This window comes from Priestia sp. MDV22-iso46 (assembly GCF_058629175.1).
The window spans coordinates 2,090,248-2,112,044 of sequence record NZ_JBZVWT010000001.1 but is presented as its reverse complement, the minus strand read 5'-3'; the positions used below and the strand labels follow the sequence as shown (position 1 = coordinate 2,112,044).

The 21,797-nt window shown below is 38.5% G+C and carries 19 protein-coding genes; 12 read left to right on the top strand and 7 right to left on the bottom strand.

Annotated features, from left to right (window positions below):
* Nucleotides 1-15 precede the first annotated feature (15 nt).
* Nucleotides 16-888, bottom strand: coding sequence for a LysR family transcriptional regulator (locus AC4NPH_RS10710; RefSeq protein ID WP_013055563.1), 873 nt, complete (start codon nt 886-888; stop codon nt 16-18).
* A gap of 140 nt (nt 889-1,028) precedes the next feature.
* On the opposite strand from AC4NPH_RS10710, the gene AC4NPH_RS10705 reads away from it, so the two are divergent.
* Both AC4NPH_RS10705 and AC4NPH_RS10700 read left to right on the top strand, forming a co-directional pair.
* Complete coding sequence (locus AC4NPH_RS10705) at nt 1,029-2,147, top strand: AbrB family transcriptional regulator (protein WP_013055564.1); 1,119 nt, start codon at nt 1,029-1,031, stop codon at nt 2,145-2,147.
* 65 nt (nt 2,148-2,212) lie between these two features.
* Complete coding sequence (locus AC4NPH_RS10700; protein WP_013055565.1) at nt 2,213-2,986, top strand: class I SAM-dependent methyltransferase; 774 nt, start codon at nt 2,213-2,215, stop codon at nt 2,984-2,986.
* 37 nt (nt 2,987-3,023) lie between these two features.
* On the opposite strand, the gene AC4NPH_RS10695 is transcribed toward AC4NPH_RS10700, so the two are convergent.
* The 3 genes from AC4NPH_RS10695 to AC4NPH_RS10685 are packed head-to-tail and all read right to left on the bottom strand — an operon-like array spanning nt 3,024 to nt 5,966.
* Nucleotides 3,024-3,869 carry an ABC transporter permease gene (locus tag AC4NPH_RS10695; RefSeq protein ID WP_013055566.1) on the bottom strand — a complete coding sequence of 282 codons (846 nt, stop codon included), beginning with the start codon at nt 3,867-3,869 and terminating at the stop codon, nt 3,024-3,026.
* Nucleotides 3,862-5,067: a glycine betaine/L-proline ABC transporter ATP-binding protein ProV gene (gene proV / locus AC4NPH_RS10690; protein ID WP_013055567.1), complete on the bottom strand. Its 1,206-nt coding sequence runs from the start codon at nt 5,065-5,067 to the stop codon at nt 3,862-3,864. Before proV ends, AC4NPH_RS10695 begins: the two co-directional genes overlap by 8 nt.
* Nucleotides 5,068-5,102: 35 nt before the next feature.
* Complete coding sequence (locus AC4NPH_RS10685) at nt 5,103-5,966, bottom strand: glycine betaine ABC transporter substrate-binding protein (RefSeq protein WP_013055568.1); 864 nt, start codon at nt 5,964-5,966, stop codon at nt 5,103-5,105.
* 596 nt (nt 5,967-6,562) lie between these two features.
* Between AC4NPH_RS10685 and AC4NPH_RS10680 the strand changes: the two genes are divergently transcribed.
* The 6 genes from AC4NPH_RS10680 (at nt 6,563) to AC4NPH_RS10655 (ending at nt 13,706) form a co-directional block, all read left to right on the top strand.
* Nucleotides 6,563-7,150: a TetR/AcrR family transcriptional regulator gene (locus AC4NPH_RS10680; RefSeq protein WP_097813364.1), complete on the top strand. Its 588-nt coding sequence runs from the start codon at nt 6,563-6,565 to the stop codon at nt 7,148-7,150.
* Nucleotides 7,151-7,285: 135 nt separating this feature from the next.
* Nucleotides 7,286-8,773 (top strand): aldehyde dehydrogenase family protein, encoded by a 1,488-nt coding sequence (locus AC4NPH_RS10675; RefSeq protein ID WP_013055570.1) that lies wholly within the window; start codon nt 7,286-7,288, stop codon nt 8,771-8,773.
* A gap of 25 nt (nt 8,774-8,798) precedes the next feature.
* Nucleotides 8,799-10,175: a putrescine aminotransferase gene (locus AC4NPH_RS10670; protein ID WP_013055571.1), complete on the top strand. Its 1,377-nt coding sequence runs from the start codon at nt 8,799-8,801 to the stop codon at nt 10,173-10,175.
* A gap of 122 nt (nt 10,176-10,297) precedes the next feature.
* Nucleotides 10,298-11,254, top strand: coding sequence for an agmatinase (gene speB, locus AC4NPH_RS10665; protein WP_029324846.1), 957 nt, complete (start codon nt 10,298-10,300; stop codon nt 11,252-11,254).
* A 299-nt stretch (nt 11,255-11,553) separates the two neighbouring features.
* A complete protein-coding gene (locus tag AC4NPH_RS10660; RefSeq protein ID WP_013055573.1) occupies nt 11,554-12,933 on the top strand; it encodes an APC family permease in 1,380 nt (459 codons plus the stop codon).
* 116 nt (nt 12,934-13,049) lie between these two features.
* Nucleotides 13,050-13,706 carry an HAD family hydrolase gene (locus tag AC4NPH_RS10655; protein ID WP_029324848.1) on the top strand — a complete coding sequence of 219 codons (657 nt, stop codon included), beginning with the start codon at nt 13,050-13,052 and terminating at the stop codon, nt 13,704-13,706.
* Nucleotides 13,707-13,750: 44 nt separating this feature from the next.
* Here the strand turns inward: AC4NPH_RS10655 and AC4NPH_RS10650 are convergent, their stop codons facing one another.
* The 3 genes from AC4NPH_RS10650 to AC4NPH_RS10640 are packed head-to-tail and all read right to left on the bottom strand — an operon-like array spanning nt 13,751 to nt 16,354.
* Nucleotides 13,751-14,599, bottom strand: a complete 849-nt coding sequence (locus AC4NPH_RS10650) for a MetQ/NlpA family ABC transporter substrate-binding protein (RefSeq protein WP_097813362.1) — start codon at nt 14,597-14,599, stop codon at nt 13,751-13,753.
* Between the two features lie 33 nt (nt 14,600-14,632).
* On the bottom strand, nt 14,633-15,283 hold the full coding sequence (locus AC4NPH_RS10645; protein WP_013055576.1) for a methionine ABC transporter permease: 651 nt from the start codon (nt 15,281-15,283) through the stop codon (nt 14,633-14,635).
* A 21-nt stretch (nt 15,284-15,304) separates the two neighbouring features.
* Nucleotides 15,305-16,354 (bottom strand): methionine ABC transporter ATP-binding protein, encoded by a 1,050-nt coding sequence (locus AC4NPH_RS10640; RefSeq protein WP_013055577.1) that lies wholly within the window; start codon nt 16,352-16,354, stop codon nt 15,305-15,307.
* Between the two features lie 251 nt (nt 16,355-16,605).
* Here AC4NPH_RS10640 and AC4NPH_RS10635 point away from each other — a divergent pair, with 251 nt between their 5' ends.
* The 4 genes from AC4NPH_RS10635 to AC4NPH_RS10620 all read left to right on the top strand — a co-directional run bounded on the left by AC4NPH_RS10635 (nt 16,606) and on the right by AC4NPH_RS10620 (nt 21,616).
* Nucleotides 16,606-17,991: an LLM class flavin-dependent oxidoreductase gene (locus AC4NPH_RS10635; protein WP_029324850.1), complete on the top strand. Its 1,386-nt coding sequence runs from the start codon at nt 16,606-16,608 to the stop codon at nt 17,989-17,991.
* Complete coding sequence (locus tag AC4NPH_RS10630) at nt 17,988-19,169, top strand: acyl-CoA dehydrogenase family protein (RefSeq protein ID WP_013055579.1); 1,182 nt, start codon at nt 17,988-17,990, stop codon at nt 19,167-19,169. Before AC4NPH_RS10635 ends, AC4NPH_RS10630 begins: the two co-directional genes overlap by 4 nt.
* A gap of 107 nt (nt 19,170-19,276) precedes the next feature.
* Nucleotides 19,277-20,410, top strand: coding sequence for an FMNH2-dependent alkanesulfonate monooxygenase (gene ssuD / locus AC4NPH_RS10625; RefSeq protein WP_013055580.1), 1,134 nt, complete (start codon nt 19,277-19,279; stop codon nt 20,408-20,410).
* A gap of 15 nt (nt 20,411-20,425) precedes the next feature.
* Nucleotides 20,426-21,616, top strand: coding sequence for an acyl-CoA dehydrogenase family protein (locus AC4NPH_RS10620; protein ID WP_013055581.1), 1,191 nt, complete (start codon nt 20,426-20,428; stop codon nt 21,614-21,616).
* Nucleotides 21,617-21,797 lie beyond the last annotated feature (181 nt).

Below are 21,797 nucleotides of genomic sequence, written 5' to 3'. Positions count from 1 at the left end.
CTCAACCTCTTTCTATCAGTGTACATCCTTTAAATCCAAGTTTTGAATGAACTCAATAAAAGCTTTTACGATGTTAATTTTTAATGAATCCTCATGATAAAACATCCATGTACTGCGTGTTAAAGGCTGCTGGTCTTTTGTTTTTAACGTGTATCTGTAAATCTCTGCTGCGTCATCAAGCAGCATACTCGGCAAAATCGCATAACCGAGTCCGTTTACAACCATCTTTTTGCATGTTTCTGCTTTATCCACTTCAATACTGACAAGGGGAGGCTGAGAGTAATTTTCAGCCCACCAGTTATCAACAGATGTTTTTAAAAAACGATCTTGGTGATAGTCAATTCGAGGTATATTGGGAAGGTTGTTTATGTCAACAGGCTGTGCAGACGCAATGCAAATCGTTTCTTTAAAAAGCAACTCTTTCTGATCCTGCCAGTTATAATCACCTTTTACAAACGCAATATGAACATCGTGCTTATAAAGTAAGTGGGCCATGTCACTGCTCCATCCGGTCGTGACTTTGAATTCAACGTCAGGAAATCGCTCTTTAAATAACCGTAATAGTCCAGGGAGCTTGTAGTCAGTGAAAAAGTTAGACACTCCTAGACGTAAAGTACCGGTTAATTGATCATCCATGTTTAACACATTTTCTTTTATTTTTTGAAGCGTGAGCAGCATTTCTTCTGCGCACTTCACTAAATATTCTCCCTGCGGTGTAAACTGAACTCCGCGGCGTCCTCTGTTCACAATCTGAACATGAAATTCCTTCTCCATCTGCTGCAGTCTATGCGTAAGCGCAGGCTGAGAGATAAACAGCTCCTTGGCTGCTTTTGTAATGTTTTTTTCTCGATACAACACTTGTAGAATAAGCCAATCTCGATCGTCCATACTACCCCTCCAGGAATAAAAAAAATGAATGGTTTATAATAAAATTTCGATATTTTAATTATCTCTAAAATTATACTATAGTTAAGAAGAGGAATGTTCGGTGTAAGAAAGAAAAGCCTTGTAGAAGGAAGGAAGTAGATATGAACGCAAGAATTATTTTTTTACAATCTATATTTTTTATTTTATTAACAAGCGTGGGAGGATTTCTTTTATCGTTAACAGGCTTATCCATTGGCTGGATGCTTGGGACCCTCATTTTAGCTGCTATTCTAGCTTTCCGAAAGCCGGGTTTTTTATCTCAAACAAGCAAAAAAGGTATTCCAAAATATTGGCTGTACGCAGGACAGTGTATTTTAGGAATTGAATTAGGTCAAAAGATTAACTTGTCTGTATTAACTACGTTTCAATCTCACTGGTCCACCATTACGATCATGCTTTTGCTGTCCGTTGTTTTTTCTCTTTTATCCGGTTATTTGCTATGGAAGTTCAGTTCCACAGACTTATTAACAAGCTTTTTCGGCACGACTCCTGGAGGAATGAGCGCAATGCCAGGCATGGCTGAAGAGGTAGGGGCCAATACGGCAGTTGTAAGCATCATTCAAACGATGCGCGTGTTTTTAGTTGTGCTTGCTGTTCCTTTATTTGTGGTCTATTGGGGAAGTAATACAGGTCGGCATGCAGTGTCAGCTACTCCAAGTATTTTTGGGTGGGAATCACTGCTATGGACAGGCGTTTTAATCGTTACAGCAGTAGTAGGCTATTATATAGGAAAAAAACTAAAATTTCCTGCTCCTTGGTTAGTAGGGGGAATGCTTACTGTTGCGATTGTTCAAACAGCTGCTTCATCGTACGCGGGCTATAATCTTCAAGCATACTGGCCTCATTCTGTGATGATTTTATCGCAAATTTTTATCGCGTCAAGCATTGGTTCTCGCTTCCATAAAGAAATGTTTATTGGCGTAAAAAAAATTATAGTTGTTGCGCTTATTAATACAATCGGCTTAATTGCTGCTATGTTTGTTTGTGCACTATTCGTCTCCAAAATAACTGGAATTGAGCTTATTACGTCTATTTTAGCTTTTGCTCCTGGAGGCATTGCAGAAATGGCGACTACATCCATTGTATTGCAAGCCGATTCGACGTTGGTAGTAGCGGTCCAAGTGCTTCGAATTTTAACCATTTGGCTGCTTCTTCCTCCGCTGTTTCGCATGTTTCATCAATGGGGAGAAAGAAAAAGAATACATTCACACGTTTCATAATAAATATGTGAATGCACTAGGCAAAGTAAGAGAGAGTTTTAAAGAGGGAAATGGGGGGAGAATAGATGAGTAATAAAGAAATGGTGGTCAGTCAGTTCGGGGGGAATGCTGGAAAGTACGTCAAAAGTAAAGGTCATGCGAAAGGCAAAGATTTAGCTGTTTTAGCGGAAATTGCTGAAGAAAATAGAGGAGGAAAGCTGCTTGATGTAGCAACAGGAGGAGGACACGTGGCAAATAAGCTAGCACCTGTCTTTCAAGAAGTAACGGCTTTTGACTTAACTCCTCAAATGTTGCAAAGTGCTGAAGGCTTCATTACAGGAAATGGTCATGAAAACGTATCTTTTGTTCAAGGAGATGCTGAAGATATGCCATTTCAAGATGACGAGTTTGATACTGTAACGTGCAGAATTGCACCGCACCATTTTCCAAACATTAAACAGTTCATCAAAGAGGTATATCGAGTGTTAAAGCCAGGCGGACAATTCTTGCTCATTGACAATGTAGCCCCGGAAGTGAATGCTTATGACGAGTTTTATAATCGAGTTGAAAAGACAAGAGATCCAAGCCATTATCGTGCTTATAAAAAAACAGAGTGGCTTTCTATGCTTGAAATGCAAGGATTCCGTATAGAAGTGCTGACAACTTTTCCAAAGCGCTTTTTATTTGATGACTGGTGTGGGATGATGAATGTTCCGGAAGAGACAAAGCGTGATCTTACTCAATATATGCTGAATATACCAAGCGGATTTAAGCAGTTTTTCGAAATCAAAACGAATCAACAAAGAATTGAATCGTTTCAAGGAGAAGCAATCTTTGTAGCTTGTTACAAGAATAAATAAAAAGAAGCCAACTCACCGGAGTTGGCTTCTTTTTTACTTATGCTCGTTGTTTTGAACGATTTCCAAAATATTGAGTAATACGGTCTAAAATAATCGCTAAAATAACGATTGAAATTCCGGCTTCAAAGCCCGTGCCAACTTCAAGTCGAGAAACTGCACGATATACTTCCGCACCAAGTCCCGGAGCACCTACAAGAGAGGCGATAACAACCATTGAGAGAGATAGCATGATGCTTTGGTTAATTCCTGCCATGATTGTTTTTGTAGCTAATGGAAGCTGTACTTTAAATAATTTTTGTTTTGTTGTTGAACCGTAGGCATTTGCTGCTTCTACTAAGTCAGCGGGTACTTCACGGATACCTAAGTTCGTTAAGCGAATCGTTGGAGGCATTGCAAAGATAACAGATGAGATAACACCTGGTACCACACCGATTCCAAAGAAGAAAAGTGCTGGAATCAAATAAACAAATGCGGGCATTGTTTGCATAAAGTCTAAGATTGGCGTAATAATTCGAGCCGTCTTTTCGCTTTGAGATGCCCAAATGCCTAGCGGGATTCCTACTATAATCGAAATAAATACGCTTGTTAAAACGAGGGCGAGTGTGTCCATTGTTTCTTGCCAGTAGCCAAGGTTAAGAATAAATAACAGGCCAATCATCGATAAAATAGTAAACGACCATTTTTTACTTGAAAACCAAGCAATGATTCCGACAATTAAGATTAAAATTAATGCTGGGGGAAAGGTTAGCACTAGTACAATAAAACTTACAATACCATCGACAATAGCTGAAATAACATCAAAGAATCCTTTGATATTGTCATTTAAAAACGTGACAAAATGGTCAATCCAATTGCCAACGGGAATTTTAGGGATACTATTCATTTACGTTCACCTCATTACTATCAGTACCGGCGAGTGCTTCAATCACTCGTTCTTTTTTTATGATGCCGCGCAGACGATGGTTTTCATCTACAACTGGTAGCGGAAAGCGACTGATAACCATTTTGTCGTACAAGTTTTCTAGTAGCGTATCTGTTGTAACAGTCGGAATATCCGTATCTAATACGTCTGCTGTCAGTTTATCTTGTTTAATGGCGCGGCTAATATCATCTGCAGTTACAACTCCTAGAAGAGTTTTTTTCTTGTCTACTACATAGATGCTTGAATAACCAGCTTCTTGCATAATTTTAAGCGCCACGCGCGGACCTCGGTCTACGGTAATGGATTCGGCACGATTCATCACGCTTTCAGCTGTGTATACTTTAGCTACATTAACGTCTTCGACAAAGCGCTCGACATAATCATTAGCGGGATTTGTCATAATTTCTTCGGGTGTTCCTACTTGAACAACACTGCCGTCTTTCATTAATACGATTCGATCTCCGATTCGAAGGGCTTCATCAAGATCATGGGTAATAAAAATGATTGTTCGTTCCATTTTTTCTTGAAGCTCTAGTAAGAAATCTTGCATATCTTTACGAATAAGCGGATCTAATGCACTGAATGCTTCATCCATTAGTAAAATGTCAGGGTCATTGGCAAGCGCTCGAGCGAGTCCGACACGCTGCTGCATACCGCCGCTCAGTTCACCAGGATATTGATTTTCGTATCCTTTTAAACCTACTAGTTCAAGCGCTTCTTTTGCTTTTTTTTCACGTTCGGCCTTTGGTGTACCTTGAACTTCTAATCCGTATTCTGTGTTATCAAGAACTGTACGGTGAGGGAATAAGGCAAAGTTTTGGAAGACCATGCTCATTTTTTTTCGGCGCATGTCGCGAAGTTCCTCTTTGTTCATTTTTACTACATCGGCACCGTCTAAAATAAGGGATCCAGATGTTGGTTCAACAAGGCGATTAAACATACGAACTAAAGTGGATTTACCACTTCCAGACAGTCCCATAATAACGAAGATTTCACCGGATTTGATTTCGAAGTTTGCTTGATTAACTCCGATTGTCATTCCTGTTTCTTCTAGAATTTCTTTTTTTGTTTTTCCTTTTTGAAGTAAATCAATCGCTTTTGACGGATTCTTACCAAACACTTTGGTTATATTTTTTACTTTTAATTTTACGTGTTCCATATGTCCACCTCAATTGTTGTTTTCTTTTACGTTCATTAATCTTTTGTCCAACTGTCGACTAGCTTTTTATGCTTTTTTACCCATTCTTGCGCTGCTTCTTCAGGATTGGAAGATTTTTCGACTTGTGACAGAAGAGGACTGATTAATTTATCATTCATCTGTGCATTATTCATCCATTTTATGACTTGAGGATTTGTCTTTTTAAATTCCTTGCTTGTCATTGTGTAAATGTTGTCAGGGTCTCCAAACGAATTTTTAGGATCTTTTAAGTATTTGATATCAAAGTCTGCAAAAGCCCAGTGCGGATTCCACATAGTAACAACAATTGGTTTTTTGGCATCATAAGCTTTGCGCAGTTCACTGAGCATAGCTGCTTCAGACGATTTTACAAGCGTATAGCTTTTTAGGTTATAATCTTTTAACGCTTGTTCGGCTAATCCGTTAATACTGGAGCCTGGGTCAATTCCAATGACTTTGTTATCGACATCGGAAGCAACTTTAGCAAGGTCTTCCGTTGTGTTCACGTCTTTCATGTAGGCGGGAACTGCGAATCCTAAGCGTGCATTTTTAAGCCAAGGGTCTTCAATGTTCACTTGATCTTTATATTTTTTGTAAAAAGGCGCATCTGTTGTAGGAAGCCATGGTGCAAATGAAATATCAATGTCGTCATTAGCTGTTCCTACCCAAACACCAGCTTTCTCTAAGAAAACAGTTCTAACCTTGTAGCCTCGATCTTCTAAAATGTGTTTCCAGACGTACGTGTAGGCGATGTTTTCAGTATAGTTATTCATGCCGATGGTAATGGTTTTTTTATCTTTAAATGCTCCATTACCGTTACCGCAAGCTGAAGTAATAACTAGAAGAAAACAAGTCATGCTGATTAACAATAGTTTCTTCATGCAATGTAACTCCTTTATAAAGTTTTAAATCAAACTGATTAATATGTAAAACGGCTACTAAACACAACGAAATGTATACCCGCTTTTTCAAATGATAAACCTAGAAAATTTAAAATGTGAAATAAACATAGTGGATGATTTTAGATGATGTAAAGTTATTTTTAACTAAAAATGTACATTGTAGTTAAGAGAAATTATGGGAAATAAATGGATGGAATAAGTGACTGTTGAATCAGTTTTACATGTTACCACTCTTTTTTTTACTCCGTCAACTTCAAGTCAAGAGTAATTAGACGATCAAGCTGTATAAATAAACGCGAAAAAGTATCTTTCTAATAAAGTTATTTTTTCGGAAGAGTAGGTGCTTAAAGAGCGTTGTATCAGCTTTTGCCTTGAATTATAAAAGGAAGGGAAATAACAGTGAGATATATAAGAACCCTGAAGGGAAATTGATAAAATAAAAAATATTTTGAAAGCCGGCATACGACCAATTTTTTAATTGAATTTAAAGATTCAGAAAATTTTATCTTGCGTAATTCTGGTTGCTTATAGTAAAATGAATGAAAGTCATTCATTTTATAGGTGGAGGGAAAGAGTTGGTTACAAGCACAAGTGAAAAATACGATAAAATCTTACAGGCAGCGATTGAAGTTATAACTGAAAAGGGGCTTGATAAAACGTCAATTTCAGACATTGTAAAGCGTGCAGGCGTAGCTCAAGGAACTTTTTATCTTTATTTTAGATCCAAAAATGCCCTTGTTCCTGCTATTGCAGAAAACTTACTTTCTTTGTCGCTTGAAAAAATTAAAGAAAGAGCTAAAGCAGCAACAAATTTTTTAAGTATATTAGAGGTAATGATTGACGAAACGTATAAAACAACAGATGAATATAGAGATGTTCTTGTTTTATGCTATTCGGGGCTTGCTTTTGACTATTCATTAGAAACATGGGAAGCTATTTATTTACCTTATTACAACTGGTTTGAAGAGGTATTAAATGAGGCTGTAAAAAAAGAAGAAGTCATCAAGCAGCTTAACGTTAAATGGACAGCTAAAACGATGATCAATTTGATTGAAAATGCTGCTGAACTTTTTTATATCGGGCGAGAGCAAGATGTCACACTTGAGCAATCGAAGGAAGAACTTTTTCAATTCTTAAAGCGTTCTCTTGTGCCATCCGTGTAATATTAGCGCTGCTGGTATTACACCTATCAAAATGACTGACATTCATTCAAAATATATAATCAATTATCAGAATTATAAGTTTTTAAAAGTTTAAAATGACTGACAATCAGTCGTTATTTAATAAGGAGGTATCTTATGGATCGTACAGCCGTTAAAACGTTAACTTTGAATATGTACATAAACGGAGAGTGGAAAAAAGCAGAGAAGCAGCGTCCTACTGTTAATCCAGCTACAGGTGAAGTGATTGGATATGCTGCAGAAGGCAGCATAGAAGATATGAAAACAGCGATTGGAGCAGCACGAGAAGCTTTTGACAGCGGAATTTGGTCTGAGACTTCTGCATCTGAAAGAGCAGCTATCTTATTTAAAATTGCCGATAAGCTTGAAGAAGCGAAAGAAGAATTAGCAGCGCTAGAAACAATGGATAACGGAAAGCCCTATCGCGAAGCTGAGGCTGATGTGGAAGATGCAGCTGCTTGTTTTAGGTATTACGCTGGATTAATTACAAAGCCAGACGGTCAAACGTACAGTGTTCCGGCACCTATGCAAGCAATGGTTATAAAAGAACCAATTGGGGTGTGCGGACTGATTGTACCTTGGAATTATCCGCTGTTGATGAGCGTGTGGAAAATTGCACCTGCTTTAGCTGCAGGAAATACGATTGTATTTAAACCTTCTGAAGTGACACCGGTTACTCCTACAAAACTTTTTGAGATTTTAGAAAGCGTAGGATTGCCAAAAGGAGTAGCAAACCTTGTTATGGGAGCCGGAGATACTGTGGGAAATACGCTTATTCAAGATAAGCGTGTTGATAAGATTTCCTTTACAGGAGGAACGGTAACTGGAAAACACATTATGCGTCAAGCAGCAGAGAATGTAACGAAAGTCTCTTTAGAACTTGGAGGAAAGTCACCGAACATTATATTTGCTGACGCTGATTTTGAAACAGCTGTAGATTATGCCTTATTTGGAATTTTTGCAGGGAGCGGCCAAATTTGCGCTGCAGGTTCTCGTATTTTAGTAGAAGAAAGCATCGCTGAGAGATTTATCGAACGTTTTGCAGAGCGTGCTCAAAAAATTAAAGTAGGAAATGGAATGGATCAAGAGATTGAAATGGGCCCTCTTGTAAGTGAAGAACATATGAAAAAAGTATTAAAGTACATCGAAATCGGAAAGCAAGAAGGCGCCCGCCTTGTATGCGGAGGCAATCGAATCACTAGCAGTGGATTGGAAAAAGGATTCTTTGTAGAACCTACGGTTTTTAGTAACGTTACGTCAAATATGAAAATTGTGCAAGATGAAATCTTTGGACCCGTTGTCGTTATTCAAACGTTTAAAGACGAAAAAGAAGCTATTAAGCTTGCAAATGATACGGAATATGGTTTGGCAGGCAGTGTGTTTACAAACGACGGCGCAAAAGCTCTTCGGGTGATTAAAAAGCTGCGTGCGGGCATCACTTGGGTAAACACATATCATTTTACATTTAACGAAGCGCCTTGGGGCGGATATAAGCAGAGCGGAATTGGTCGAGGACTGGGCACGTTTGGATTGGAAGAATTTCAAGAAGTAAAACAAATTAATATTAATTTACAAGTAGAGCCAATCGGCTGGTTTAAAAATTAAAAAGTAGAGAAGGAGCGATATAAAAATGAATACAGTGACGAAAAATCAAGAGGTAAACAAAGCATATGGTGAAGTAAACGAATATATCAACAAAGTATTGGGGCTTATTGAAAAAAGCCAAGTGTCAGCTGAAGAAGCACAGTGGATTACGAAAGAAACAGTAGACGGATTTCGTGAGCATGTCAACCCAGGCTTTTTAGAATATCGCAAAACAGTAACGGTGGATACGCAGTTTGCAGCTGTTGAATGGTCAGATGAAGGCTCTTGTTTTACGGATGTAAACGGTAAAAAATACATTGATTGTTTGGGCGGATTTGGAATTTATAACGTGGGGCACCGCCATCCTAAAGTAGTCAAAGCTGTTCAAGATCAGCTTCAGCGTCAAGCGCTCCATAGCCAAGACTTATTAGATCCACTTCGTGCGATGCTTGCGAAAATTTTAGCGGATATTACACCGGGTGATTTGAAGTATTCCTTTTTCACAAACAGCGGAACAGAAAGTGTAGAAGCCGCTTTAAAATTAGCGAAAATGTATAGTGATCGAACAACGTTTATTTCCACAACACGTTCTTTTCACGGAAAAAGTCTAGGTTCTTTATCAGGTACGGCAAAAGGAATGTTCCGTAAACCATTTCTGCCGTTAATTCCAGGTTTCCGTCACGTGCCGTTTGGTGATATTGACATGATGCGTAAAACATTTGAAACGTGCGCGCTTGTAGGGGAAGATGTGGCAGCTGTTTTATTAGAACCGATTCAAGGAGAAGGTGGCATTATTCTTCCTCCTGAAAATTATTTAAAAGAAGTGCGTGCACTATGTGATGAGTACGACGCTATCTTAATTTTTGATGAAGTTCAAACAGGTATGGGACGTACCGGTGAAATGTTTGCATCAGAACTATATGATGTTGTACCCGATATTTTATGTCTTGCTAAAGCGTTTGGAGGAGGAGTTATGCCTGCTGGGGCAGTCGTAGCAAAAGAAAAAGTGTTTTCAAGCTTCTTTGATAATCCTTTTATGCACACAACAACGTTTGGAGGCAACCCGCTTGCCTGCGCAGCCGCTATTGCAACCATTAACGTGTTGATTGAAGAACAGCTGCCAAACCGTGCAAAAGAGCTGGGAGAATATTTCCTTGCTGGTTTAAAGAAAGCCGCTGAAAAACATGGAGATAAAGTACTTGAAATCAGAGGGCAAGGTTTAATGATTGGAATTGAGTTTCACCAAGATGAAATTGGCTACGCGCTTTCTAAAGGTATGTTTGATGAAGGGATTCTTGTAGCCGGGACGCTTGTAAACTCTAAAACAATTCGTATTGAGCCGCCGTTGACTATTTCAGCGGAAGAAGTAGATCAAGTCATTTCTACATTTGAAAAAGTATTAAATGAGCTGAACCACCAATAAATGTAACAAGGAGCAATGAATATGAGTCGGCAAACGTTTCTTATTCCCGTATTGCTTTCAATGATTTTAGTAGTGGAAATGCCTAGCGACTAACTGAAATCATTGAAACGGAGGAGTAAATTATGAAATATCCATTGTCCCCAGATGTCAAACCAGAATTTTGTACAACGGGCTCATTTATGAGGCTGCCAGCGGAAAGAGAAAATGCAAAAGTAGGGCTAGTAGGGATGCCGTTTGATACGGCAGCATCTTTTAGAGTAGGTGCGCGCTTTGCACCTCAGGCAATTCGGCAAGCTTCCATGACGCTGTTTCCTTATCACCCGGTACACGACGTATATCCATTCGATGATACAAATGCTATCGATATTGGTGATGTGCCCGTTATTCCGCATAATATTCACAGAAGCTATGAATTAATGGAGGAAGCAGTAGGCACTCTTATGGATAGAGGAATTGTTCCAATTGGAATTGGAGGAGATCATTCGATTACCTTAGCAAGCCTTCGTGCTGCTGCTAAAAGATATGGTCCAGTGGCTATGATTCATTTTGATTCTCATACAGACACGTGGGATACGTATTACGATGAAAAATATTGGCACGGATCTCCTTTTATACGCGCATATGAAGAAGGGCTAGTAGATCCAAAGAAGGTCTTTCAAATTGGTATCAGAGGAACATTAAATCATCCGGGAGATGTTCAAGAAAGCAAAGACCTTGGTTATCATGTAGTAACGGCAGGGGAGCTTGAACATCAAGGATTTTCAGTGATTTTAGAGCAAATGAAGACAGCGATTGGAGATACGCCGTGCTTTTTAACGTTTGATATTGATTTTGTTGATCCTTCTTGTGCACCAGGAACAGGAACGCTTGAAGTAGGCGGATTCAGCAGCAGAGAAACGCTAAAAATGATCCGTTCTCTGACGGAATTTAACTATGTTGGATTTGACCTGGTGGAAGTGCTGCCTTCTTATGATCCAACTCAGATAACCTCGTTGCTTGCAGCTACAATCATTCATGATTTTGCTAGTTTAGTTGCAGTGAAAACGAAAAGAGAGTCATTGGATACAATGATTGAATAACGGCTTGTAAGCAGAAATCCCTCTTATTCAGAGGGTATTTCTGCGTTGATATAGCAGGAGATTAGGAACATATAGCTATTTAAAATAAAACGCTTTCATAATATGATAAAAGAAAAAGATAGTTTGTTAGCAACCCTTACCAACTTAAAGAAATAAATCATATATTTGTTATAGTAAATGTAACTACTCTTTATATAAAAATGAATGAAAGTCATTCATTTTTATATAAAGAAATTAAATACAGGCATTTATGGATTTAATTGTCAGAATGTTCTTAATAAATAGAAGGGGGAAGATAAATGAAACATGAAACAGTAACATTAAAAAGGTCGTTGAAATTATGGCAGATTGTATTAATGGGGATCGGATATATGACTCCGATGGTAGTGTTTGATACGTTTGGGATTGCGTCTGATATGACGAATGGACACGTTCCCACGTCTTATATAATAGCCCTTGTCGGGATGCTTCTCACGGCAGTAAGCTACAAAAAGATGATTCAAGTGTTTCCAAATGCAGGGTCAGCTTATACATATACGCAAAAGACAATCAATCCGCATTTAGGGTTCTTAGTTGGCTGGTCTGCACTAATGGATTATCTCTTTTTACCGATGGTTAACGCACTTATTTTTCAAATTTATTTATCATCTATTTTTCCTTCGGTACCATCGTGGATTTGGGTTGTCAGCTTCGTCATTATCGTTACGCTGCTAAATTTACGAAGCGTTAATTTCACCGCCAATTTCAATACGTTTCTTGTTATATTTCAAATGACGATTTTAGTATTGTTTGTTGCTGTTTCAATCAAAGCCTTGCTAGGAGGAATGGGAGAAGGTACTCTTTTTTCTATGAAGCCTTTCTTTAATCAGAACATGACGTCATCAGGGCTAATAGCGGGAGCCACACTTATGTGTTTTTCCTATTTAGGGTTTGATGCAGTGGCTATGTTATCAGAAGAAACGCCCAATCCTAAAAAAACGATTCCGCAGGCTATTTTTTTAGTTGCATTAATCGGAGGAGTCATGTTTACCGTGACATCTTATTTTATTCAAGCGGTTTTTCCAACGTTAGAAGGATTTAAGCATCCAGACTCTGCGGCTCCTGAAATTGCTATGTATGTGAGCGGTACGCTGTTTCAAATTGTCTTTTTAGCTGGAGGAATTGCAGGAACATTATCATCAGGCATGTCATCGCATGCAAGCGTTTCGCGTTTATTATACGTAATGGGACGCGATCGAATTTTACCTCAGTCATTTTTTGGTTATGTTCATCCTAAGCTGCGCACTCCCTCTCGAAATATTGTATTAGTCGGATTTGTATCAGCAACTGCCATTTTCTTCAGTCTGGCAACGGCTACGTCATTTATTAATTTCGGAGCACTCATTGCGTTTTCTTTTGTTAATATTTCGGTTATTGCGCACTATGCTGTTCATCAAAAGCAGCACCGGTCGGCTAAGGGTTTTTGGTCATACATTATTATGCCACTATTAGGAGCAGCGGCGATTGGCGTTTTATGGCTTAACTTGGAGCGCAATTCATTTTTACTTGGTATTGGCTGGGCGATTGCTGGTTTAGTTTATTTAGCGTATGCAACGAAAGGTTTTAGAAGGCAGCTGTCTTCCATTGAGTTTAAGGAAACAGAAGAAATGTCACCTTTGATGAAAGTCGGAGAAAAGTAAGGATAGAAACTACCTGTTTAAGTCTATCTTATTAAGGAAGCCACATTTATGGATTACGTATTTTGAACGTGTTACTATGTAAGAACGATAAGATAGAAAAAGGTAGGTAAATTATGATTAAAGCAGTTGTGTTTGATTTTGATGGATTAATTATTGATACAGAATCAGTGTGGTATGAGGTATACCGCGAAATGTTAGAAGACAGGGGAGTAGATCTACCGATTGCAACGTTTGCTTCTTATGTAGGAACGGATGCTACAGCACTTTACGATTACTTGCTTCAGCAGTTTAACAATGAGTTCACAAAAGAGGAACTAGCTCAAGAATCGTTAAGACGTCATCAAGAAAAAATGAAATCATTAGTAGCCCGAGAAGGTGTAGCGGAGTACTTGGCAGAAGCAAAAGAACTTGGATTAAAAATTGGTTTAGCAAGCAGCTCATATCGAGACTGGGTAACAGCATTTTTAAAAGAGCTAGATTTGCTGCACTATTTTGAAGTCATTCAAACGCGCGATGATGTAGAAAAAGTGAAGCCAGATCCGGCTCTTTACCGAAATGCAATTGAAAAGCTAGGAGTAGAGCCCTCTGAAGCTTTAGCATTTGAAGATTCTTCTAATGGTGCGAAAGCTGCTATGGCAGCAGGCTTACGCTGTGTGATTGTACCAAATCCGTTAACTAAACATCTGTCATTCGAGAGATATCACTTACACATTGAATCGATGAAAGAGAAAACTTTAAAAGAAGTAATTCAGTATCTTTGTATTGAAGACTAACGCTAAAAGCGCCACATTTTTCAAAAGAAAATGTGGCGCTTTTTTTATTGTTTTACTGCTTCTTCAGTCAAATCAAAAGGATTATCTACAGGGTTATAGACGCCGTCGTAATGCTTTTTAATATATGCTTTCATTTCTTTTGAGCCATATAATTCAACTAGTTTTTTAATCTGTTTATTGTCTTTGTTTTTGGGAGTGACTGCCGCAAATGTTGCAAACTTATCACTGTCTTCTAGGAACAATGCGTCTTTTTTAGGATTATATCCATTTTGCAATGCATAGTTGCTAGGTATGATAGCAGCATCCAAGTTTTTTAAAGTAGGTGCTAACATTCCTGCTTCGAGTTCTTTAAACTTTAGGTTTTTAGGATTTTCTTCAATGTCTTTTATGGTTGCTTTGCTGTTTGTAGCGGGTTTTAATGTAATAAGACCGGCGCTTTGATAGATAAGTAAGCCTCTCCAAAGATTAATTGGGTCATTTGGGATGCCTACTGTGGCGTTTTTTGGAATATCTTTAATATCATTGTATTTCTCAGAATAAATAGCTTGAGAGCTAGTATATGCTTTAGCGATTGCGGTGATATTTGTTTTGTGATCCTTGTTATATTGTTCTAAAAATTGACTTGTTTGATAAACATTTACGTCGATTTTACCTTGTACTAGAGCTTGATTAGGTAAAATATAATCATTAAACGTAGTGACTTTAACAGTAATACCTCTATTTTTTGCTACTTCTTTTAGTTTATTTGCAATTTTTTCAAACGGACCAGATGTAACTCCAATATTAATGATTTGCGTTTTCTCAGAAGTCGCAACAGAATCCGGTTTGCTACATCCTGCAACTGCAAAAATGATTAAAATAACAATTAATAACCTTACTAGTTTGTTATTCACTTTGATTTTCCTCCTTATTGGTAATAATTAGCTTTATTTTCGCTGCAATTTTTTAGATAAATAATTACCGCTAGATTGAACGAGTTGAACAATTGCGATTAAGATAATGACAGTAATAAACATTATCTTTAAATCCCACTGTTGATATCCATATCTTAACGCCAAATCACCAAGTCCCCCGGCTCCAACCGCACCTGCCATAGCAGAAGCCCCAATTAAACCAATAGTTGCAATAGTAAGACATAAGATAATACCTGATCTAGATTCGCGTAACATGATTCGAAAAACAATTTGTACTTTAGAAGCTCCCATTCCTCTATAAGCTTCGATGACTCCCCAATCTACCTCTAATAAAGTAGTTTCCATCAAACGTGCAATATAGGGGGCAGTATATACAATTAGCGGTACAACAGCTCCTCTTATACCAATAGGAGTACCAACTATAAAAGTGGTAAATGGAATAATAGCTACGAGTAAAACGATAAAAGGTACCGATCTTAAAATATTTATAATCGTGTTGAGTATTGTGAAGATATATGTATTAGATAATAAGTGGTTTTGTCTAGTGATAACCAGAAGAATTCCTAAGGGTATTCCTATAAGAGTAGAAAGAATGAGTGAAATCAAAACCATAACAATGGTATCAATGATACCTTGAGAAAATAATGAGTATAATTCTTGCATTAGATATTCTCCTTTAAATGATTATGAAGTAATAGACATTCCTTGGTTTTTTAGTTGAGGTTTTGAAATTATTTCTGTGTAAAAAACATGATTTTGTATATAGTTCTTAGCATTCGCTATATCTAGGTGTGGGCCGTTGATTCGAAGAAGTAAAATGCTTAATGGATTGCCTTTAACGGCAGTGATGGTACCAGATAAAATAAACGTAGATACATTAAACTGTTGTTTTAATTCTTCTAACAATGTAGCGGTATTATGTTCTTCTCTCATGATAATTTTTATTATTAGCGAATCTTTAAAGCTTTTATTAACAGTTGAAAAAGAAAGTTCCTCATTAAAAATGGTCTTTACAAAACTTTTCGTAATAGAGTGTTGAGGATTACTAAATACGTTAATGATGTTTCCTGATTCTACAATTTTTCCTTTATCCATAACAGCAACCTTGTCGCAAACTCTCTTTATTACTTCCATTTCATGCGTAATAAGTACTATGGTTAAGTTGAACTTTTTATTGATATCTACTAAAAGTTGTAGAATAGATTCTGTTGTTTGAGGATCTAATGCTGAAGTTGCTTCATCACACAAAAGTATCTCCGAATTAATAGCAAGCGCTCGTGCAATACCAACACGTTGTTTCTGTCCCCCAGAAAGATTTGCCGGATAGGCGTAAACCTTATCTTCTAAGCCAACAAGCTTGAGGAGTTCCATTACGCGTGAGTTGATTTCTTTTTTAGGGTAGTGATGAATTTTTAGCAGTTCTGCGATATTCCCGTAAACATTAAGTGAAGATAATAAGTTGAAGTTTTGAAAGATAATTCCTATTTTCTTTCTGGCCTTTAATAATTGCTTTTCAGTTAAGGTAGTTAAGTCAAGGTTATTAACAAAAACATGTCCATTATCCGGACGTTCTAGTAAATTTATTGTTCTTAACAAGGTACTTTTACCAGCTCCGCTTAACCCAATAATCCCGTAAATTTCTCCTTTATCCACCTTTAAATTAATCTCGTTTAAAGCTTGAACAGGTTTGTTTTTTATAAAAAAATCCTTATTTACATTTTTGAGTTCAATCATGTTATCAACTCCTTTAATTATTGTATAAACCAACTAAATTTATTGGTATAGTTAGTTAATTTACAGTTATTAGAATCATAAGTCAATAACCTTTGAAGAAATCCTAATTCAGCATTAGTAATGGCTTCATTTATTTTTCATTATAAAGAGAGAAGTTTCATTGACACTCTGGAAGAATATGTTTTAAGATTACTTCCAAACAGATTTAATTCTTAGTTAATTTATGTATTTAATTAGTTTTGGAGGTTTCTATGGGGAAACATATTTATTTAAATGCGTTTGATATGAATTGTGTTGTACATCAGACACCTGGTTTGTGGACGTACCCAAGTGATCAGGCGGCCGAATATAAAACGTTAGATTACTGGGTGAAGTTAGCTAAGCTATTGGAAAAAGGAAAGTTTGACGGTTTGTTTTTAGCCGATGTATTAGGTGTTTATGACGTTTACAGGAAAAGTAACGAAGGAGCTCTTAAGCAAGCTGCTCAGCTTCCAGTGAATGAACCAACTGCGCTTATTTCCGCTATGGCCTATGCCACAAAGCATTTAGGGTTTGGGGTAACGGTGTCTACTACTTATGAGAAGCCTTATGCGTTTGCGCGAAAATTTTCGACGTTGGACCATTTAACAAATGGACGTATTGCATGGAATATTGTGACTTCATATCTTGAAAGCGGGTCAATTAATCTAGGATTAGAAGAACATTTTACGCATGCAACCCGCTATGATATTGCCGATGAATTTTTAGAAGTTTGCTATAAATTATGGGAAGGAAGTTGGGAGGAAGGAGCTGTTGTAAAAGATAAAGAAAAAGGGATCTTTACACTTCCAGACCGGGTTCATCCGATTAATCATAAAGGAAAGTGGTTTAGTGTTCCTGGTGTACATTTATCAGAACCTTCCCCGCAGCGAACTCCAGTTTTATTTCAAGCAGGGGCTTCTGCCCCAGGAAGAGCATTTGCCGCCAAACATGCTGAGTGTATCTTTACAAGTTTTCCTACTAAAAAAGTAGCCGCAGATTATGTGAAAAAAATGCGCGCTCAAATCGCTGCAGAAGGCAGAGACCCACAGAGCATATTAATTTTTAATTTATTTACACCAATTGTTGGACGAACTGAAAAAGAGGCTGAGGAGAAGCTTGCTCAGTTTGAGAGCTATGTCAATTTCGAAGGAGCAGCTACGCTGTTTAGCGGCTGGACGGGAATCGATGTTTCTGCCTATGAACCAGAACAGCCTATTGAATTTATTGCGACGAATTCAGTTCGTTCCGCTTTAGAGAAATTTACAATAAGTGATCCCGATAGAAAGTGGACGGTAGAAGAAGTAGTGAAATTTGTCAGTATCGGAGGAATGGGACCGGTTACTGTGGGAAGTCCGGAACAAGTAGCTGATTTTATGGAAGAGTGGATAGACGATACAGGCATGGATGGATTTAATATGGCTTATGTGACCACGCCGGGAACGTTTGCTGATTTTATTGATTTAGTGATTCCTGTTTTGCAGGAAAGAGATTTATTCAAAACAGATTACAGTGAAGGAACTTATAGAGAAAAGCTATTTAAAAAATCACATTTCTTGCCTGATGAACACTATGGCGCTCAGTATCGAAAGACGAGCCAAAAGGAGAGTTTAACATGACTGCAACAACTGTAAAGGAAGAAATTTATCTTGATCAAGCAAAAAAGCTGTCCGTTTTTTTTGCAAAGGATGCAGCACAGAGAGATAAAGAAGGCGGAACACCTAAACAGCAAAAAGATGCTATTCGCCAAAGTGGGCTGTTAAATTTATTAATTCCTCAAAAATATGGCGGAGAAGGCGGGAGATGGTCAACGGCTTTAGCTATTGTTCGAGAGTTGGCGAAAGGCGATGCAGCATTGGGTCATCTATACGGCTATCACTCCTTGTTTGTCTCAGATATTCGAATCAAAGGCACAGAAGAACAGCAGGCCTATTTTTATCCTTTATCTGTTCAGCAGCAAGCTTTTTGGGGAAATGCCTCTAATCCTTTAGTAGAAAGCCTAAAAGGTGACAAGCAATTACAAGGTTATCTGTTAAATGGAACGAAAGCGTTCGGTTCTGGTTCACCTGATTCTCAGTACTTATGGCTATCATTTAATGACAGAGAAACAGGGCAATATTTAAACGGCGTCGTGCCTACTGACAGAACAGGCATTACCGTCAAAGATGATTGGAATGCGATGGGACAAAGACAGACGGGAAGTGGAAATGTAGATTTTAAAAATGTACGAATAGAAGAACATGAAGTGATTCGAGATTTTGTTGAAAATCCTACTCCTTTTTCAACTATTGGAGCCTCGCTGTCGCAAATTATTTTAACGAATGTCTTTATAGGAAGCGCTTTTGGAGCAATTGAAGAAGCACAAAACTACACGGCTTCTAAAACAAGGCCTTGGTTAACATCAGGAGTAGAAAAAGCTTCTGATGATCCAGGTATACTGCGAAAATACGGTGAACTCTGGATTCAAGCAAAAGCAGCCAGTGCACTTGCAGATGAAGCAGCTCTCATATTGGATGAAGCGTGGGAAAAAGGCAAAAAATTAACGGAAGAAGAACGTGGAAACCTAGCAGTTCACGTAGCGGCTGCCAATGTTTTTGCTGGTAATGCTGCACTGGATATCACAAGTAAGATATTTGAAGTTATGGGAGCGCGTTCGGTTCATGCTGAATACGGATACGACCGATTCTGGCGTAATGTAAGAACTCATACTCTTCATAATCCAGCTGAATACAAGCTTCGAACGGTTGGGAACTGGGTGTTGAATCAGCAGTACCCTATACCTAATCCATATGCTTGATTTAAAAATAGTAAAAAATGAAGCTATCAGACAACTGAGGCTCCTTATTGCAGTTTATTTGTAATAACGGAGTTTTTTTATGTAGCTTTAAAAAGGGGCGAATACAAGTGGAGTTATTTTGGTTTATTCCAACGTATGGAGATGGACGTTATTTAGGAAGCCATGAGGGAGCCAGGGCTGCAAGCTATTCTTATTGCAAACAAGTTGCACAAGCTGCGGATGAGCTAGGCTATAGCGGAGTTTTGCTTCCGACGGGAAAATCATGTGAAGATGCATGGATTGCTGCCTCTACTTTAGTGCCAGTCACTGAAAATCTGAAGTTTTTAGTAGCGGTACGCCCGGGTTTAATGTCGCCTACACAAGCCGCAAGAATGGCTGCAACGTTTGACCGCTTTTCTAAAGGAAGGCTCCTTATTAATGTCGTAGCAGGAGGAGATCCCGTTGAGTTAGAAGGAGACGGAGTGTTTTTAAACCATCACGATCGCTATGAGCTGACAGATGAATTTTTGACAATATGGAGAAGGGTATTAAATGAATCCGATGTTCACTTCGACGGAGACTACTTGAGTGTTAAAGGTGGCGACGTGCTTTATCCGCCGATCCAAAAACCGTATCCTCCCCTTTATTTTGGAGGTTCTTCTCCTGTAGCGATGGACGTTGCTTCAAGGCATATAGACGTCTATTTGACTTGGGGAGAGCCTCCTGCACAAGTCAAAGAAAAAATTGAACGAATGAAAGAAAAAGCAAAGCAGACAGGAAGAGAAATTCGATTTGGCATCAGGCTTCATGTCATTGTTCGTGAAACTGAAGAAGAAGCCTGGAAAGCTGCAGATGAACTGATTCAACATGTAGATGAAGAAGCTGTTAAATCAGCCCAAAAAGTATTTTCTCGAATGGATTCAGAAGGTCAAAAACGTATGAGCGCCTTGCATCAAGGTGACCGTTCAAACTTAGAGGTAAGTCCTAACCTATGGGCTGGTGTAGGGTTAGTTCGAGGAGGAGCAGGGACTGCTTTAGTAGGAGATGCTGATACGGTGGCACAACGAATCAAAGAATATGCAGAGTTAGGTATCGAAACATTTATTTTATCTGGATATCCTCATTTAGAAGAAGCATATCGAACAGCAGAGCTTTTGTTTCCAAGGCTTCCAGTTAAGTGTAAGCACGATGAGAACGAGCGCACATTTATCAGTCCATTTGGTGAAGTGAAAGTGAATGATAAAGCACCCGCTAAAAGGTGAGAAAGGAGGGTAATCATGAACAACACCCAAACGATTGCAGCGTCTCAAGAGAAGATCCTTGAATTGGCTAACCAGTTGGCTAAAGAGTTTTCCAAAACTGCTGTAAAAAGAGATAGAGAAGGTGGAACGCCTCTACATGAGCGTAATCTGCTTAGAAAAAGCGGTCTTTTAGCCCTCCCAATTCCTAAGGAATACGGAGGTTATGGAGCCGGCTGGCCGATTGTTTTTAAAGTCGTGAATATCATTGCGAAAGCAGATAGTTCACTTGCACACTTGTTGGGGTATCATTATTTGACGGTTTGTTCAACGTTTCTGTTTGGAAGTACTAAGCAGTACAAAACTTTTTACAAAGAAACAGCCTCTCAGCAGCTATTTTGGGGCAATGCCTTTAATCCTAGAGATTCAGGACTAAAAGCAGTTCGAGAAAATGGACGATTAATGCTCAGCGGAAGCAAGAGTTTTTGTTCCGGGGCAACGGATTCAGACCGTTTGTTAGTGTCGGCTCAAGAAGAAGGAAGCGATGAGGTATTGCTATGTGTACTTCCTACTCATAGAGCCGGAATCGTTACTGAAGATAATTGGGACGGATTTGGACAGCGCCAAACGGATAGCGGAAGTGTAAAGTTTGAAGATGTTATCGTTTATGAAGAAGAAATATTGTATAAAGCAGCCGAAGAGCAAAAGGTTTTTCCTACGGTACGAACGCATTTGGCTCAGCTTATGCTCACTCACTTATTGTACGGTATTGCTCAAGGAGCTTTGGAGGAATCAAAAGCTTATGTGAAGGCTCATACAAAGCCGTGGATAAGTTCGGATGTTGAAGCAGCGGAGCAAGATCCTTACATTATTCAGCAATACGGTGAAATGAGTTTAAATCTTCATGCTTGTTCAGCACTTATAGAAAAAGCTGTTGCAGAATTTGATCATGCATGGAAAAAAGAAGATGCACTAACGAAACAGCAGCGGGGCGAGTCCGGAGTTGCGATTGCGTTGGCCAAAACATTTACTGTCAAAACGGTCTTACATATTACTTCTACTATATTTGATGGGATGGGAGCGAGAGCCACGTCTGATCAGTATAAATTTGATCGATACTGGCGCAACGCCCGGACAATTAGCTTACACGATCCTATTGCTTATAAGCTGCGTGACATAGGTAAATGGTGTCTTAGCAGTGAACTGCCGCCTATTACACCATATTCATAGAAAGTCTGCTAAAAAGAGGCTGGGAGAAAAATAGTTTAGTTGAAGGAAGATCCGAACGATGAATCGTTCGGTTTTTTTCATGGGTAGGGTGAACGTAGGTTTCATATATTGAGTTGCTTCTAGCGGTGTCTCAAGCAGTTCAGCTCATATATCCCATTTGTTCGTCTTTAGATTGGAATGA

What these genes read in the sequence shown, in the direction of transcription:
- AC4NPH_RS10710 (WP_013055563.1), bottom strand. Translation starts at nt 888, where the DNA reads ATGGACGATCGAGATTGGCTTATTCTACAAGTGTTGTATCGAGAAAAA.
- AC4NPH_RS10705 (WP_013055564.1), top strand. Translation starts at nt 1,029, where the DNA reads ATGAACGCAAGAATTATTTTTTTACAATCTATATTTTTTATTTTATTA.
- AC4NPH_RS10700 (WP_013055565.1), top strand. Translation starts at nt 2,213, where the DNA reads ATGAGTAATAAAGAAATGGTGGTCAGTCAGTTCGGGGGGAATGCTGGA.
- AC4NPH_RS10695 (WP_013055566.1), bottom strand. Translation starts at nt 3,869, where the DNA reads ATGAATAGTATCCCTAAAATTCCCGTTGGCAATTGGATTGACCATTTT.
- proV (WP_013055567.1), bottom strand. Translation starts at nt 5,067, where the DNA reads ATGGAACACGTAAAATTAAAAGTAAAAAATATAACCAAAGTGTTTGGT.
- AC4NPH_RS10685 (WP_013055568.1), bottom strand. Translation starts at nt 5,966, where the DNA reads ATGAAGAAACTATTGTTAATCAGCATGACTTGTTTTCTTCTAGTTATT.
- AC4NPH_RS10675 (WP_013055570.1), top strand. Translation starts at nt 7,286, where the DNA reads ATGGATCGTACAGCCGTTAAAACGTTAACTTTGAATATGTACATAAAC.
- AC4NPH_RS10670 (WP_013055571.1), top strand. Translation starts at nt 8,799, where the DNA reads ATGAATACAGTGACGAAAAATCAAGAGGTAAACAAAGCATATGGTGAA.
- speB (WP_029324846.1), top strand. Translation starts at nt 10,298, where the DNA reads ATGAAATATCCATTGTCCCCAGATGTCAAACCAGAATTTTGTACAACG.
- AC4NPH_RS10660 (WP_013055573.1), top strand. Translation starts at nt 11,554, where the DNA reads ATGAAACATGAAACAGTAACATTAAAAAGGTCGTTGAAATTATGGCAG.
- AC4NPH_RS10645 (WP_013055576.1), bottom strand. Translation starts at nt 15,283, where the DNA reads ATGCAAGAATTATACTCATTATTTTCTCAAGGTATCATTGATACCATT.
- AC4NPH_RS10640 (WP_013055577.1), bottom strand. Translation starts at nt 16,354, where the DNA reads ATGATTGAACTCAAAAATGTAAATAAGGATTTTTTTATAAAAAACAAA.
- AC4NPH_RS10635 (WP_029324850.1), top strand. Translation starts at nt 16,606, where the DNA reads ATGGGGAAACATATTTATTTAAATGCGTTTGATATGAATTGTGTTGTA.
- AC4NPH_RS10630 (WP_013055579.1), top strand. Translation starts at nt 17,988, where the DNA reads ATGACTGCAACAACTGTAAAGGAAGAAATTTATCTTGATCAAGCAAAA.
- AC4NPH_RS10620 (WP_013055581.1), top strand. Translation starts at nt 20,426, where the DNA reads ATGAACAACACCCAAACGATTGCAGCGTCTCAAGAGAAGATCCTTGAA.